This is a genomic window from Microbacterium sp. ISL-103 (genome assembly GCF_018613995.1).
GTDB lineage: Bacteria > Actinomycetota > Actinomycetes > Actinomycetales > Microbacteriaceae > Microbacterium.
Map to the genome: position 1 here is coordinate 1 of NZ_JAGGPD010000229.1, position 13,721 is coordinate 13,721.

Below are 13,721 nucleotides of genomic sequence, written 5' to 3' on the forward strand. Positions count from 1 at the left end.
ACGCCCGGGAAGGAGGTTTTTCGCGGGGCCGGACGGATCTCCCCAGATCGATCGTCAGGCCCCGCGAAAGTACGCAGCGACGGGGGCGACACTGCGTCAAGCCGAACGATCGCAAGGTCGGGCACCCTGCTCACGACTGCTCAGCCCATAGACCCCAGAAATAGCACCTCGTCCCCTACGCGATGCTGGTGTGGTCGTATGCTCACTCTAGGGTTCGATTCTTCACATACCGGAGGGGGTGCTGTGATGAGTATGGAAAGTGGCATCCGTCGGTATGCCGACGTGTTCGCGGCGTCCTTCCGTGACGCGATCAATGCGCGTGGATTGACTTTGGCTCGACTGCACGAGCAGCTGCGCGCACGCGGCAACAGCGTGTCGATGGCCACGCTCAGCTATTGGCGATCCGGAGCCCGCCGCCCGGAGGGCGCTCAATCGATGGCCGCGCTCACCGACATCGAGCAGCTGCTGCACCTCGAGCCCGGATCCCTCACCGCGCTGCTCGGCACGACCAACCGCACCGGTCCGCTCGGACCCAACCTGTTCCCCCTCGACGAGCACGAGCTCGAAGAGGCGGTCAAGGATGCCTTCGCCGCCCTCGGTGCGGAATACCCCGACACGTCCCGCGAACTCACGACCCACTCCGTGACAGACGTCGACGCCGCCGGCAACGTCGCGTACTCCATCACGCGCAGCATCGTGCAGTCGACCGTGGGCACCGTCAGCTCGATCCCGTTCCTCGAGATGACCCCGGGGATCAGCACTCCCGCACCCTTCATCGACGCGGTGGCCGGGGGCCGGATCTCCGCGCGGTACTCGCACCCGAACGGCGAGGTGCACGGCGTGCTGTTCGAACTCGACGTTCCGCTGACGGCGCCGAGCACCGCGATGGTCGAATGGTCGGTCGCCTACCCGCCCGACTACCCGCCGCAGCGCGAGACGGGTCACGCCGTCGCTCGGCAGTGCCGGGAGCTGCTGGTGTGGACGCGATTCCACCCCGACGCCCTGCCCGATCGCCTCGACGAACGCGTCGAGACACCCGACGGGTCCAAGACGTCCGAGCTGTCGCTCGAGGGTCGGAACTCCGTGCATCAGGTGCGACGGGCCTTCGGCCCCGGTCTGCTCGGCGTCTCGTGGAGCTACGACGACGGACGCTGAGGACGACGGACGCTGAGGGCGACCGACGCTGAGGCTCAGCCGGGCTGGTCGCCGAGAGCCGCAGGACGGCCCGGGGTGTTCGACCACTGGCTCCACGAGCCGGGGAAGACCTTGGCCTCGATGCCGATCTCGTCGAGCACGAGCGCCGTGTGCGCCGCAGTGATGCCCGAGCCGCAGTAGGCCGCGACAGGGGTCCCCTCGGTCACGCCGACGGCGGCGAAGCTCGCCTGCAGGGTGTGCGTGTCGAGGATCTTCCCCTCGGCATCCAGGTGTGCAGCCATCGGAAGGTTGAGCGCACCCGGGATGTGCCCGGCGATCGGGTCGAGCGGCTCGTGCTCGCCGCGATATCGATCGGCCGCACGCGCGTCGAGCAGCACGCCCGTCTGGGGGAACGCGGCCGCGTCGTCTATCGAGATCGCGTCGGCGCCGATCTCGTCGAGCACGACATCGCCCGGTTCGACCTGGACGTCATCGGTCTCGACCGGCAGCCCGGCAGCCGTCCACGCGCGGATGCCGCCGTCGAGGACGCGCACGTCGACGCCGCCCTGCCGCAGCAGCCACCACGCGCGCGCCGCACTGACCCCCTTGGCGTCGTCGTAGGCGACGACGACATCGCCCCGGTTCACTCCCCAGCGGCGAGCGGCATCCTGCAACGTCGGGGTGGAGGGCAGCGGATGGCGCCCCTCCGACGGCTCTCCATGAGTGGCGAGTTCTGTGCCGAGGGGCACGAAGACCGCCCCCGGGATGTGACCCTCGAGATAGTCGGCGCGGCCGTCGGGCCGGTCGAGCCTCCAGCGCACGTCGATCACACGCACGGGCGTCCCGGACTCGCGCAGTTCGTTCAGTTCGGCAGCGCTCACGAAGTTGCTCATGATGCGAGGCTATCCAGCCTCCGGTGCAATCGCGCAACAGCTCGCATCTTGCCGTCATATCGGGGCGCCGGAGGGATTCGATCCGCAGGGCGAGCCGGCGCTAGGCTCATCGGGGCCGCGTCGGGAAAGGACAGCATGTCCACTCGATTCCGCTGGATGAGCCTGCGCCGACAGGAGGTCGCCCTCCTCGCGATCACGGCCGTCTGGGGCAGCACGTTCCTGCTCGTGCACTGGGCGATGCAGCACTCGGGCCCGTGGTTCTTCGTCGGCATCCGCTTCCTGGTGGCCGGCCTCATCAGCGTCGTCATCTTCCGGCGGGCGCTGCGAGGAATCCGATGGCGCGACATCGGCGCCGGCGCGGCGATCGGCGTGATGATCTATCTCGGGTACGGGCTGCAGACGGTGGGGCTGCAGACGATCGATTCGAGCACGTCGGCGTTCATCACGGCGATGTACATCCCGCTGGTGCCTCTGGCCCAGTGGGCGGTGTTCCGCAAGCGCCCTCCCGCGATGGCGTTCGTCGGCGCCGGGCTCGCGTTCCTCGGACTGCTGCTCATCGCAGGGCCCGACGCGTTCGCCCTCACGCTCGGGTCGGGAGAGATCCTCACCATGATCAGCACCTTGCCGATCGCGGCCGAGATCATCCTGATCAGCGTGTTCGCCGGCAAGATCGACCTCGGCCGCATCACGGTCGTGCAGCTGCTGACCGCGGGTCTGCTCGGCATCCTGACGATGCCCGTCGTCGGTGAGGCCGTTCCCGACTTCTCATGGATCTGGGTCGGCTGCGCCGTCGGCCTCGGCGCGGCCAGCTGCCTGATCCAGCTCACGATGAACTGGGCGCAGAAGTCGGTCTCGCCGACCCGCGCCACGATCATCTACGCGGGCGAGCCGGTGTGGGCCGGCATCGTGGGGCGCATCGCCGGCGAGCGCCTGCCCGTCATGGCACTCGTCGGCGGCGGGCTCGTCGTGCTCGGCATTCTCGCCAGCGAGCTCAAGCTCGAGCGTCGCCGCGCTCCCGAATAGCGGTCAGCGCCGCCGATAGTCCTCGTCGGTGACGTGCTCGAGCCACGTCGTGGTCTCGCTCGGGTCATCGGCTCCCTCGAGCAGTGCGAGGTGCTGCATGAAGCAGTCCTCTGCAGCGCCGTGCCAGTGCTCCTCGCCTGGCGGCGTATAGATGGTGTCCCCGGGGCGGGCCTCGACGACCGCGCCGTCACGGGTGCCGCACAGCGCAGTGCCCTCGGTGACGCGCAGATACTGTCCGCGGGCGTGCGAGTGCCAGGCCGTTCGTGCACCGGGAGCGAATCGGACGAGCCCTCCTGACATCCGCTGATCGGCGTCGTGCGGCGCGATGATCGGCTCGAGCCAGACGTCGCCGGTGAACCACTTCGCCGGGTTCTTCACGGTCGGGGTGCGGTCTTCGATGTGCATGCGTGCTCTCCTGTCGGTCTCTTCTTCCAGTGAACGGCAGATCGGCGATGACTGGGAGTCTCTGAGGGACCCCCCCTCGCGGGAATACCGTCGCTGCCGGGGCGTTGCACCCGACATGATTGAAACTTCAACCGTCGTTCCGGTCGCCACCGAGCGGACCCGCGTGCGCGTGCCGATGCGCTTCGCCGACGGATTCTCGACCACGGCGGATGTCGTCACGTTCGACGGCCTCATCGACGGCCGCGAGCACCTGCTGCTCGGCCTCGGCGACTGGAAGGCGGCCATGCAACGTGCGGCCGACGGCGGGGATGCCCCCCTCGTGCGCCCGCACAGCGAGTGCCTCACGGGTGACGTGTTCGGATCGGAACGCTGCGACTGCGGACCGCAGCTGCGTGAGGCGGTCGAACGCATCGCCGATGAGGGGGGCTTCCTCCTGTACCTCCGCCAGGAGGGTCGAGGCATCGGCCTGTACGCCAAGCTCGATGCCTACGCGCTGCAGGACGCGGGGCTCGACACCTACGAGGCGAACGTGGCGCTGGGTCGCGGCGAAGACGAGCGCGACTACACGATCGCGGCGCAGATGCTGCAGGCGGTCGGAGTCGACAGCATCCGCCTGCTGAGCAACAACCCCGACAAGGCTGCGCAGCTCGAGGCACTGGGCGTGCGCGTGACCGAGCAGGTGCGCACCGGCGTGCACCTGTCGGACGCGAACCACCGCTACCTCGAGGCCAAGCGCGACCACACCTCGCACACGCTCGACCTGTCTGCCGCGTGATGAGCGGTGGGGTGATGAGCGGTGGCGTGATGACCGAACACGAGGTCAGCGACCGGCGCCTGGACGACGCCGAGATGCAGACCTGGCTGCCCGCCATCCGCTTCGTGCAGCTGCTGCCTCAGGTGCTCGACCGCACCCTGAAGGCCGAGACCGGGCTCAAGCATGCGCACTATGCGATTCTCGTGACGCTGGCAGGGCAAGACGATCGGGCGATCCCGATGACCGAGCTCGCTCAGATCGCGGGCCTCAGTCGGTCCCGACTCAGCCACGCGATCGACTCGCTCGAAGAGCGTGGCTGGGTGACCCGCACCTCGTGCAGCAGCGACAAGCGCACACTCACGGCCGCGCTCACGGATGCCGGTCGCGACCTGCTGCGCGGAGCCGCACCCGTGCATGTCGCGCAGATCCGCGAGCTGATCCTCGATCCGCTCACCTCCGACGAGCAGGAGCAGCTCGGCGCCATTCTCACCAAGCTGCTCCCGGGCGTCACCGCCGCGCTCTAGGGCGATCAGGCTTCGAGGATCTCCCGACCGAAGGTCTCGAGCGTGACGTCCTCGGGCTCGGGACCGCGGCGGACGCCCGTGTCGAGGGCGTCGATCGCGTCGAGCTGGTCGGCGGTGAGCTCGAAGTCGAACACGTCGAAGTTATCGGCGATTCGGGCCGGGCGCACCGACTTCGGCAGCGCGGATCGGCCCTGCTGCAGGTGCCAGCGCAGCATCACCTGAGCCGGCGACTTGCCGTGCTCCGCGGCGATGGCGGTGAGGGTCTCGTCGTCGAAGACGGATGCGCCGTTGGGACGGTATGCCGTGATGCCGCCGATGGGCGACCACGCCTGGGTCACGATGCCGGCTGCGGCATCCGCCTGCTGCACCTCGCGCTGCTGGAAGTACGGGTGCACCTCGATCTGGTTGAGCGAGGGGACGATGCTCGTCTCTGCCGCCAGCTTCTCGAGGTGCTCCACCATGAAGTTGCTGACGCCGATGGCGCGCACCCGACCGTCGGCGAGCAGGGTCTCGAGCGCCTTGTAGGCACCGAGAGTGAGGTCGAATCGGGTCGGCAGGGCCTGGTGCAGGATCAGCAGGTCGAGCTGGTCGACCCCGAGCTTGCCGGTCGACTTCTCGAAGGCGTGCAGTGTCTCGTCGTAGCCGAAGTCGCTGATCCAGACCTTCGTCTCGATGAAGATCTCGTCACGCGGGATGCCGGTGCGACGGATCGCCTCGCCGACTTCGCGCTCGTTGCCGTAGGCGGCGGCGGTGTCGATCAGGCGGTAGCCCGTCTCGAGGGCGGTGCTGACGGCATCGACGGTCTCGTCCGGTGCGGCCTGGAAGACGCCGAAGCCGAGGGCGGGCATCTCGATGCCGTTGTTGAGTGTCAGTCGCGTTGTCATGTCCTCAGTCTGCGCGCGGTCGCGCAGACGAGGGAGTGCCTGCCAGTACCTCCCTTCGCCAGCCGAGGGGGCGTACCGTCGAGGACATGGACACCCGCAACGAGGTGCGCGAATTCCTCTCGTCGAGGCGCGACCGCATCACCCCCGATCAGGCAGGCCTGCCCGCATACGGCGGCAACCGGCGCGTACCCGGGCTTCGCCGCGAAGAGGTGTCGCTGCTCGCCGGCGTCAGCGTCGACTACTACACCCGCCTCGAGCGGGGTGATCTGTCGGGCGTCTCCGACAGTGTGCTCGACGCGCTCGCCCGCGCCCTGCAGCTCGATGAGGCCGAGACGGCGCACCTGTTCGACCTCGCCCGCACGGCCAATGCCTCACCGGTCGCCCGCAAGCCGCGCAAGAAGGTCGAGACGCTGAGACCCAGCATCCTGCGCCTGCTCGACGCGATGACCGAGGCGCCGGCGATCGTGCGCAACAACTACTTCGACTACCTCGCGGCGAACGCGCTGGGCCGCGCGCTCTACGCGCCGCTCTTCACGACCCCGGTGCCGAACAGCGCCCGCTTCGCTTTCCTCGACCCGGCCGCGCAGGAGTTCTACCCCGAATGGGAGCGCAACACCCAGGAGCTCGTGGCCGCGATGCGCGGCGAAGCCGGGCGCAATCCGTTCGACCGCAAGCTCACCGATCTCGTGGGCGAGCTGTCGACGCGCAGCGAGCGGTTCCGCACCCTGTGGGCGGCGCACAACGTGCGCTTCCACCGCAGCGGCGTCAAGAGGATCAACCACCCCGTCGTCGGCGAGATGGAACTCACCTACGAGGCGTTCGAGCTGCCGGCCGACCCCGGCCTGCAGATGTCGACGTACACGGCGGAGCCGGGGTCGGCATCGGCCGACAAGCTGCGGATGCTCGCGAGCTGGGCGGCGACGGATGCGGCCGTCGCCGCGTCGGAGACCGTGTCGTCGGAGCGCACCGAAGCCTGAGCGCGACGGTTCTGCTCTGAGCAGAACGGCTCGATTCCCTCGCTGACGGCGGATTATCGTGAGGCATGGCCGACCTCGTCCCGTTCTCCCGCGCACCTCGTCCTGCCCGACCTCGCCCCGCCCGCCCTCGCCCGAGCGAGCCCGAACCCTTGTGGCGCCAGATGGTCGGCGACCAGCTGCGGCGGCGGCGACACGACCGTGACGAGACCCTCACCGAGACGGCCGAGAACGCCGGAGTCTCACCCCAATACCTCCCCGAGGTGGAGCGAGGACTCAAAGAGCCGGCGAGCGAGATGATCGCCGCGATCGCCGGTNNAGACGACGATGGCCCCGGCATCCGCTGCGGTGTCGGCCTCGCGCGGATCATTCGCCCTCGCCGCCTGACGGCTCGTCTCGTCTGCCCGCCCGTCTGAGGTCCGTCCGCCTGCAGGACTTCGGCACGGATGCAGGACCAGAACGGCAGAATCATCCTGCATCCGTGCCCCGATCCTGCAGACGAACACCGTGCCCCCTCAGGCAGCCCGCTCCCCCAGCACGGTGTCGATCAACCCGTAGTCGAGGGCTGCGGATGCCGTGAAGACGCGATCCCGATCGGTGTCGGCCCGAAGCTCGCTCAGCGAGCGTCCGCTGTGCCTGGCGAGGATCGCCTCCATGTCGCCCCGCACGCGAACCACCTCGTCGGCCGCGAGGATGAGGTCGGGGATCGCGCCGCGCGACTGCCCGGCCGGCTGATGCAGCACGATGCGGGCATGGGCGAGAGCGGCTCGCTGCCCGGACGTTCCGGCGGCGACGAGCAATGCGGCGGGTCCGATCGCCTGCCCGACGCAGGTCGTCGCGATCGTCGGACGGATGTGCTGCATCGTGTCGTAGATCGCGAGCGCCGCCCCCGGGTCGCCTCCCTCGCTGTTGATGTAGAACTGGATCCCGGAATCCTGATTGTCGGCATCCAGATGCAGCAGCTGCGCGATGAGGGCGTTGGCGACTCCCGCATCGATGGCGGTGCCGAGGTAGATGACGCGCTCGGCGAGCAGGTGCGAATAGACGTCCATGACCCGATCCCCGCGCGGATGCTGCGCGATGACGTTCGGGATCGTGTAGCCGCTCATGCGCTCGCCCCCAGTCCGACTCGGGCACGGCGACGCGGCATGAGATCCGCGAGCGAGGCGACGATCTCGTCGATGAACCCGTACTCCTTCGCCTGCCCTGCGGTGTACCAGCGGTCGTGCAGCGAGTCCTCGAAGATGCGCTCCACGGGCTGCCCGGTGTCGGCGGCGATCAACCCGAGCACCGTGTCGCGCATGTGCCGCAGGTCGTCGGCCTGCGTCTCGATCTCGCCGGCCGAGCCCCCGATGCCCGCAGACCCCTGATGCATCAGGATGCGCGCATGCGGCAGCGCGCGGCGCTTGCCCTTCGTGCCGGCGGACAGCAGGAACTGCCCTGCGCTGCAGGCCAAGCCGAGAGCAAGTGTCGACACGTCGTTCGGCACCATCGTCATCAGGTCGCGGATCGCGAGCATCGACGGCACGGAGCCCCCCGGCGAGTGGATCCACAGGGCGATGTCGGTGGTCGGATCCTCGGCCGAGAGCGTCAGCAGCTGCGTCATCAGCAGCGTGCCGTTGTCGTCGTCGAGTGCGCCGTCGAGCACGAGCACACGCTCGTGGAACAGGGCTCTTCTGGCCTCGGGGCCGAACTGCGGGATGGGGTTGTCTTCGCTCATGCGACCAGCATCCGCGGTCTGCTTCGCTCGCGGTCGCGAATCCGCCTCAGGCAGATCGGCCCAGAGCAGATCGAGCGTGAGCAGATCGCGCCGGAACCACCGCGTAACACCCCCGACGCACGACGCTCCTACCCTCGAAGCATGGCGAACCAGAAGACACCCGAGTGGCAGTGGTCCGAAGACGGCATCAACTTCCGCACGCGCAAATGGGTGAAACCCGAAGACCTCAACGCGAACGGCTCGCTGTTCGGCGGCAGCCTGTTGAAGTGGATCGACGAAGAGGCGGCGATCTACGCGATCGTGCAGCTGGGCAACTATCGCGCGGTGACCAAGCACATCTCGGAGATCAACTTCGAGGCCTCGGCCGTGCAGGGCGACCTTATCGAGATCGGCCTGCAGGCGACGCACTTCGGCACGACCTCGCTGACGATGCGGGCGGTGGCCCGGAACATGATCACTCGCAAGCGCATCCTCACGATCGAGAAGATCGTCTTCGTGAGCCTGGATGACGATGGCATGCCGACACCGCACGGGTACGACGAGATCACCTATAACCGCGACCGGATGCCGACCGAGCGCATAGCCACAGGAACGATTCGCCTGCCGTAGGACGTGAACGGTGGGCGCGCAAATCACACGAACTCGGCGATTCCGATATCTTTGCAACGCATTCTGGAATACCAGTCTTGATACGATGTGACGCACGCGATTAGCCTCGGGATCTTCATAAGCTGGGTCCACAATGAGCGCCGGCACGTGGTCCCTTCTCTGCATATGGACCGCAATAGCGATCTACGTCTTGGCGTTCCTCTTCTACGGCGTCGATCTCGCACAACGATCGGGTGCACCCGGTTCTGCTGTCCACGCTCGCTCGCTCGCTGCGCGAATCGGCACTTCGCTCACGATCCTCGGCTTCGTGTGCCATCTCGCTGGCGCTCTCCTTCGGGGTATGGCCAGCGGGCGCGTGCCCTGGTCGAACCTCTACGAGTTCGCGATGACGGGAACGCTCCTGAGCCCCTGAAGTCGGTGTGGCTCGTCATCCACGTGCTCGTCGCATCGCTCGCCACGGCGATGTTCGCCATCGCGGCATCAGTGTCGGTGGTTCAGCTCCTCCAAGCTCAGCGCGAGGCCGCCACAGCCACCTCCTCGAACGGACCGATGGCCCGAGCTCTGCGCACGGTTCCCTCGAGCCCACAACTTGAAGCGCTCGCGTACCGGTGCACCACCTATGGCTTCGTTCTTTGGACCTTCAGCCTGATTGCGGGGGCGATCTGGGCGCAGAGCGCCTGGACTCGTTATTGGGGTTTCGACGTGAAGGAGACATGGACCTTCATCATCTGGGTCCTCTACGCCGGGTACATTCACGCCCGATCCACACGAGGGTGGCGCGGAACGCGGTCGTCGTGGTTGTCGGTCGTCGGATTCACGGCCGTGCTCTTCAACTTCACCGTAGTAAACATCTTCTTCAAGGGACTTCACGCCTATTCGGGCATTTCGTGAACGACGACACCGACGCGGGAATTTATCGCGTTGCTTTCGAGAGATATCGAACGACCAGCGTAAATGGCTTCTCATTCGCAGGACGCATTAATGTGCGCAGATTTACTGTCACACCGCCATATCGCCACACCACATGGCCGCAGCGAGTAGCGCCACTGGCCACCGCCGATGCGAGGATGGACACGTCTGTCGAGCAAGGGAGCCCAGAATGAGCCGCAGCGCCACCGCAGCCACGACCGCGATCAGAGAGATGCGCGACTTCCTGTTCGTGAACGCGACCGATTACGCGGCGGCGCGCGACGGGTTCTCATGGCCGGCACCCGGGGAGTTCAACTTCGCGCTCGAATGGTTCGACGTCGTCGCGGGTGAGACGCCCGACCGCCCCGCCGTGCAGATCGTGTCGGCCGACCTGAGCATCCGGTCGTGGAGCTATGGCGAGCTGTCTTCCCGCTCAGACCAGGTCGCCGCCTGGCTCACCGGCCTCGGCATCGGGCGGGGCGACCACGTCATCGTGATGCTCGGCAACACGATCGAGCTGTGGGAGGTGATGCTCGCCATCACCAAGGTCGGCGCGGTGTCGATCCCCACCTCCACGCTGCTGTCGGCATCCGACCTCGCCTACCGCGTCGAGCACGGTCGCGCCCGCGCGATCGTGACGCTGGGGGGACTTGCCGAGCGCATCGCCGGCATCGACCCCGCCGTGCTGCGCATCGGAGTAGGAGACAGCACACCCGCCGACTGGGTGCGCTTCGACGAGTCGACGGGTGCGCCGACGACCTTCGAGCCGGATGCCGCGACACCCGCCGACGACACGGCCCTGCTGTACTTCACGAGCGGCACGACCAGCCACCCCAAACTCGTGCAGCACACCCACGTGTCGTACCCGATCGGGCACCTGTCGACCATGTGGTGGCTGGGTGTGCGACCAGACGACGTGCACCTCAACATCTCGTCACCCGGCTGGGCGAAGCACGCCTGGTCGAGCTTCTACTCGCCTTTTCTCGCCGAGGCGACGGTGTTCGTCTACAACTACGACCGCTTCGATGCGAACACGCTCATGCAGGTCATGGATACGCACCGCGTCACGACGTTCTGCGCACCGCCCACCGTCTGGCGGATGCTCATCCAGGCCCATCTCACACGCCTCGCGCATCCGCCACGCGAGCGCGTCGGTGCCGGCGAACCCCTCAACCCCGAGGTCATCGATCGCGTGCGCGAGGCCTGGGGCGGCACGATCCGCGACGGATTCGGCCAGACAGAGATGACGGCGTGCGTCGGCAACTCCCCCGGTCAGGTCGTGAAGGTCGGCTCGATGGGGCGCCCGCTCCCCGGGTACCCGGTGGTGCTGCTCGACCCCGCCACGGGCGAGCTCACCGAGCACGAGGGCGAGATCGTCCTCGACCTCGCCGACCCTCCGATCGGGCTGATGGCCGGGTACTACGACGACCCCGAGAAGACGGCGGAGTCGCGCGTCGGCGGTTTTCATCACACCGGCGATATCGCCGTGCGCGATGCCGACGGCTACCTCACGTACATCGGTCGCGCCGACGACGTGTTCAAAGCCTCCGACTACAAGATCTCGCCGTTCGAACTCGAATCCGTGCTGCTCGAGCATGAACTCGTGATCGAGGCCGCTGTGATCCCGAGCCCCGACCCCACGCGGCTGGCGGTTCCGAAGGCGTATGTGTGCCTGCGATCCGATGCGGTCGACGCCGAGGCCGATGCGGCCCGCGCGATCTTCACCTACGCCCACGACCGGCTCTCGTCGCACCTGTGGGTGCGGATCATCGAGTTCGTGCCCGAGCTGCCCAAGACGATCTCGGGCAAGATCCGTCGCGTCGAACTGCGCGCGCGCGAAGCAGAGCGCGTGACGTCAGGAGACGAATCCGCGCAGCATCGCGACCGCGACTACCGCTGAGCAGGCCTCAGCCAGGGGCAGACCCCCGCCGGGGCAGACCTCAGCCGGCGAGCGCGGGCACGCTGCCCGTGCTGGGCGTGACCGTCGTGCTGCGCGGTGTCGACACGGCATCGGGCGCATCGACGATGGCCGCGACCCGCGCCTCTCGTGCGACCTGGCGCGCCGGTTCTCCGACGCTGACGATCGCGCGCACGACGGCGCCGATCACCAGCATCGCCGCGAGCACCGCGCCTGCGACCACCAGCGGCGTCCACTGGTTCGCGAACGATGCCGTGGAGCTGAGCAGCGCGCTCGGGATCCACAACCCGACGGCTCCGCCGGCGAGACCTGCAGCGCCGCGCATGATCGCAACTCCCGCGACGATCGCGCACAGTGCCGCGAGCACCGCCCCGACCACTCCGATCGGCACCAGTATCGCTGCCAACTCGCTTGCCATCCTTGATGACGTCATCACGACCCCCCGGTCAGCGGTATCTCCGCATCACCAACACTACGAAGTGTCGGCATTCTGGGCATCCATCTCAAGGATGATGTTCCGCAACCGTGACTCGTCGTTCAGCGGCGCGTCAACCACGCGAAACGTGATCCGCGCACCACACGCAGGGGCTGCGTGACCACGGCGTCCACGACCATCGATCCGTCGGTGGGGCCGACGATCGCCATCGTCGACGTCTCTGTCGACTCCACCGGATCGACGGGCATGCGGGCGAGCGACCGGTGGGCGCGCACATACGCCGGCACCAGCAGCACGATCGCCCCGAGCCAGGCCAGTGGATTGCTGAGCGCGACCCCCTCGAAGCCGATCAGCGCACCCAGCACGAGAGCCGCGCCGACGCGCATCACGAGTTCGATCACACCGGTGACCGTCGGCACGAGCGTGTGGCCGAGTCCCTGCAGAGCACCGCGCAGCACGAAGAGCACGCCGAGCGCCCAGTAGCCGCATCCGTTGATGATCAGCATCAGGTGGGCGAGCTCGACGACCTCATCCGATCCCTCTCCGACGAACAGGCGCACCATCGGCGCACCGAAAGCGATGATGATCGCGCCGAGCGCGACTCCGGCCGCGATCGCCATCCAGGTGCCCTCGACGACACCTCGGCGGATGCGATCAGGTCGGCGTCCGCCGAGGTTCTGCGCCGCGTACATCGACGACGCGAGACCCAGCGACGAGAGGAAGGCCACGGCGAGACCGTCGACTCGTGACGCCGTCGTGTAGGCGGCGACGGCCTCGGACCCGAGGGTGTTCAGCGCGACCTGCACGGTGAGCGTGCCGATCGCGATGATCGACGCCTGGAACCCCATGGGGAGGCCGAGTCGCAGGTGCTCGCGGAGATCATCGCGGGTGACGCGCCAGTCGGCACGACGCAGGTGCAGCATCGGAAGGCGACGCCGTACGAACTCGAGGCAGAGCGCGACCGAGACCGCCTGGGCGACGACCGTCGCGAGCGCCGCTCCGCCGACGCCCCACTCGAGTGGGCCGACCATGAGGATGACGAGGCCGACGTTCAGGGCGCACGACACAGTGAGGAAGATGAGCGGCGTCCGCGAGTCGCCGATCGCGCGGATGATCGCCGAAAGGTAGTTGAAGAACATCGTCGCGCTGGCGCCGATGAAGCTGATCTGCGTGAAGATCGTCGCCTCGGCCATCAGCTCGGGCGGGGTCTGCAGCAGGGCGAGGGTCGGTGCGGCGATCAGCGGGGCGACGATCGTGAGCACGACACTCGTGATCCCGGTCAGGATCACGCCGGTCGCCACCGAGCGCCGAACGGCCGCCCCGTCGCCCGCACCGAACGCCTGGGCGATGGGGATCGCGAAGCCGCTGGTGAGGCCCCAGGCGAAGCCGATCAGCAGGAACAGCAGGCTGCCCGTGGCGCCGACGGCGGCGAGCGACTCGACACCGAGGCGCCGGCCGACGAACACGGCATCGACCAACTGGTACATCCGCCGCACCACGTTGCCGAGCAGCAGCGCGATCGAGCACGAGAGGATGAC

At 67.8% G+C, this 13,721-nt stretch carries 15 protein-coding genes and 1 pseudogene; 9 read left to right on the plus strand and 7 right to left on the minus strand.

Annotated features, from left to right (window positions below; all coding sequences use genetic code 11):
- Positions 1 to 246 precede the first annotated feature (246 nt).
- Positions 247 to 1,155, plus strand: coding sequence for a hypothetical protein (locus tag J7E68_RS09360; RefSeq protein WP_215171982.1), 909 nt, complete (start codon positions 247 to 249; stop codon positions 1,153 to 1,155).
- A gap of 35 nt (positions 1,156 to 1,190) precedes the next feature.
- Here the strand turns inward: J7E68_RS09360 and J7E68_RS09365 are convergent, their stop codons facing one another.
- A complete protein-coding gene (locus J7E68_RS09365; RefSeq protein WP_215171984.1) occupies positions 1,191 to 2,027 on the minus strand; it encodes a sulfurtransferase in 837 nt (278 codons plus the stop codon).
- A gap of 135 nt (positions 2,028 to 2,162) precedes the next feature.
- On the opposite strand from J7E68_RS09365, the gene J7E68_RS09370 reads away from it, so the two are divergent.
- Positions 2,163 to 3,050, plus strand: coding sequence for a DMT family transporter (locus tag J7E68_RS09370; RefSeq protein WP_251048831.1), 888 nt, complete (start codon positions 2,163 to 2,165; stop codon positions 3,048 to 3,050).
- 3 nt (positions 3,051 to 3,053) lie between these two features.
- Here the strand turns inward: J7E68_RS09370 and J7E68_RS09375 are convergent, their stop codons facing one another.
- A complete protein-coding gene (locus J7E68_RS09375) occupies positions 3,054 to 3,455 on the minus strand; it encodes a cupin domain-containing protein (protein ID WP_215171986.1) in 402 nt (133 codons plus the stop codon).
- 115 nt (positions 3,456 to 3,570) lie between these two features.
- Here J7E68_RS09375 and ribA point away from each other — a divergent pair, with 115 nt between their 5' ends.
- Positions 3,571 to 4,230, plus strand: a complete 660-nt coding sequence (gene ribA / locus J7E68_RS09380) for a GTP cyclohydrolase II (RefSeq protein ID WP_215171988.1) — start codon at positions 3,571 to 3,573, stop codon at positions 4,228 to 4,230.
- Positions 4,231 to 4,259: 29 nt separating this feature from the next.
- On the plus strand, positions 4,260 to 4,733 hold the full coding sequence (locus J7E68_RS09385) for a MarR family transcriptional regulator (protein WP_215172008.1): 474 nt from the start codon (positions 4,260 to 4,262) through the stop codon (positions 4,731 to 4,733).
- 5 nt (positions 4,734 to 4,738) lie between these two features.
- Here the strand turns inward: J7E68_RS09385 and J7E68_RS09390 are convergent, their stop codons facing one another.
- On the minus strand, positions 4,739 to 5,617 hold the full coding sequence (locus tag J7E68_RS09390; RefSeq protein WP_215171990.1) for an aldo/keto reductase: 879 nt from the start codon (positions 5,615 to 5,617) through the stop codon (positions 4,739 to 4,741).
- A gap of 86 nt (positions 5,618 to 5,703) precedes the next feature.
- Here J7E68_RS09390 and J7E68_RS09395 point away from each other — a divergent pair, with 86 nt between their 5' ends.
- Positions 5,704 to 6,594, plus strand: a complete 891-nt coding sequence (locus J7E68_RS09395) for a helix-turn-helix transcriptional regulator (protein ID WP_215171992.1) — start codon at positions 5,704 to 5,706, stop codon at positions 6,592 to 6,594.
- Between the two features lie 65 nt (positions 6,595 to 6,659).
- A complete protein-coding gene (locus J7E68_RS09400) occupies positions 6,660 to 7,007 on the plus strand; it encodes a helix-turn-helix transcriptional regulator (RefSeq protein ID WP_251048832.1) in 348 nt (115 codons plus the stop codon).
- A 99-nt stretch (positions 7,008 to 7,106) separates the two neighbouring features.
- Here the strand turns inward: J7E68_RS09400 and J7E68_RS09405 are convergent, their stop codons facing one another.
- Positions 7,107 to 7,700, minus strand: coding sequence for an ATP-dependent Clp protease proteolytic subunit (locus J7E68_RS09405; protein WP_215171994.1), 594 nt, complete (start codon positions 7,698 to 7,700; stop codon positions 7,107 to 7,109).
- Positions 7,697 to 8,311 (minus strand): ATP-dependent Clp protease proteolytic subunit, encoded by a 615-nt coding sequence (locus tag J7E68_RS09410; RefSeq protein WP_215171997.1) that lies wholly within the window; start codon positions 8,309 to 8,311, stop codon positions 7,697 to 7,699. The genes J7E68_RS09405 and J7E68_RS09410 overlap by 4 nt, the downstream gene beginning before the upstream one ends.
- Positions 8,312 to 8,452: 141 nt before the next feature.
- Here J7E68_RS09410 and J7E68_RS09415 point away from each other — a divergent pair, with 141 nt between their 5' ends.
- From J7E68_RS09415 to J7E68_RS09425, 3 genes and pseudogenes are all read left to right on the plus strand, one after another.
- A complete protein-coding gene (locus tag J7E68_RS09415; protein WP_215171999.1) occupies positions 8,453 to 8,920 on the plus strand; it encodes a hotdog domain-containing protein in 468 nt (155 codons plus the stop codon).
- Positions 8,921 to 9,053: 133 nt separating this feature from the next.
- Positions 9,054 to 9,811: pseudogene (ccsA, locus tag J7E68_RS09420) on the plus strand (cytochrome c biogenesis protein CcsA).
- 208 nt (positions 9,812 to 10,019) lie between these two features.
- Positions 10,020 to 11,729 (plus strand): AMP-binding protein, encoded by a 1,710-nt coding sequence (locus J7E68_RS09425; protein WP_215172002.1) that lies wholly within the window; start codon positions 10,020 to 10,022, stop codon positions 11,727 to 11,729.
- Positions 11,730 to 11,769: 40 nt separating this feature from the next.
- Here the strand turns inward: J7E68_RS09425 and J7E68_RS09430 are convergent, their stop codons facing one another.
- The gene (locus J7E68_RS09430) at positions 11,770 to 12,153 is read right to left on the minus strand and encodes a hypothetical protein (protein WP_215172004.1); all 384 of its coding nucleotides are present in this window, start codon (positions 12,151 to 12,153) and stop codon (positions 11,770 to 11,772) included.
- A 131-nt stretch (positions 12,154 to 12,284) separates the two neighbouring features.
- Positions 12,285 to 13,721 (minus strand): MATE family efflux transporter (locus tag J7E68_RS09435; RefSeq protein ID WP_251048833.1); only part of this gene is annotated, 1,437 nt, incomplete at its 5' end.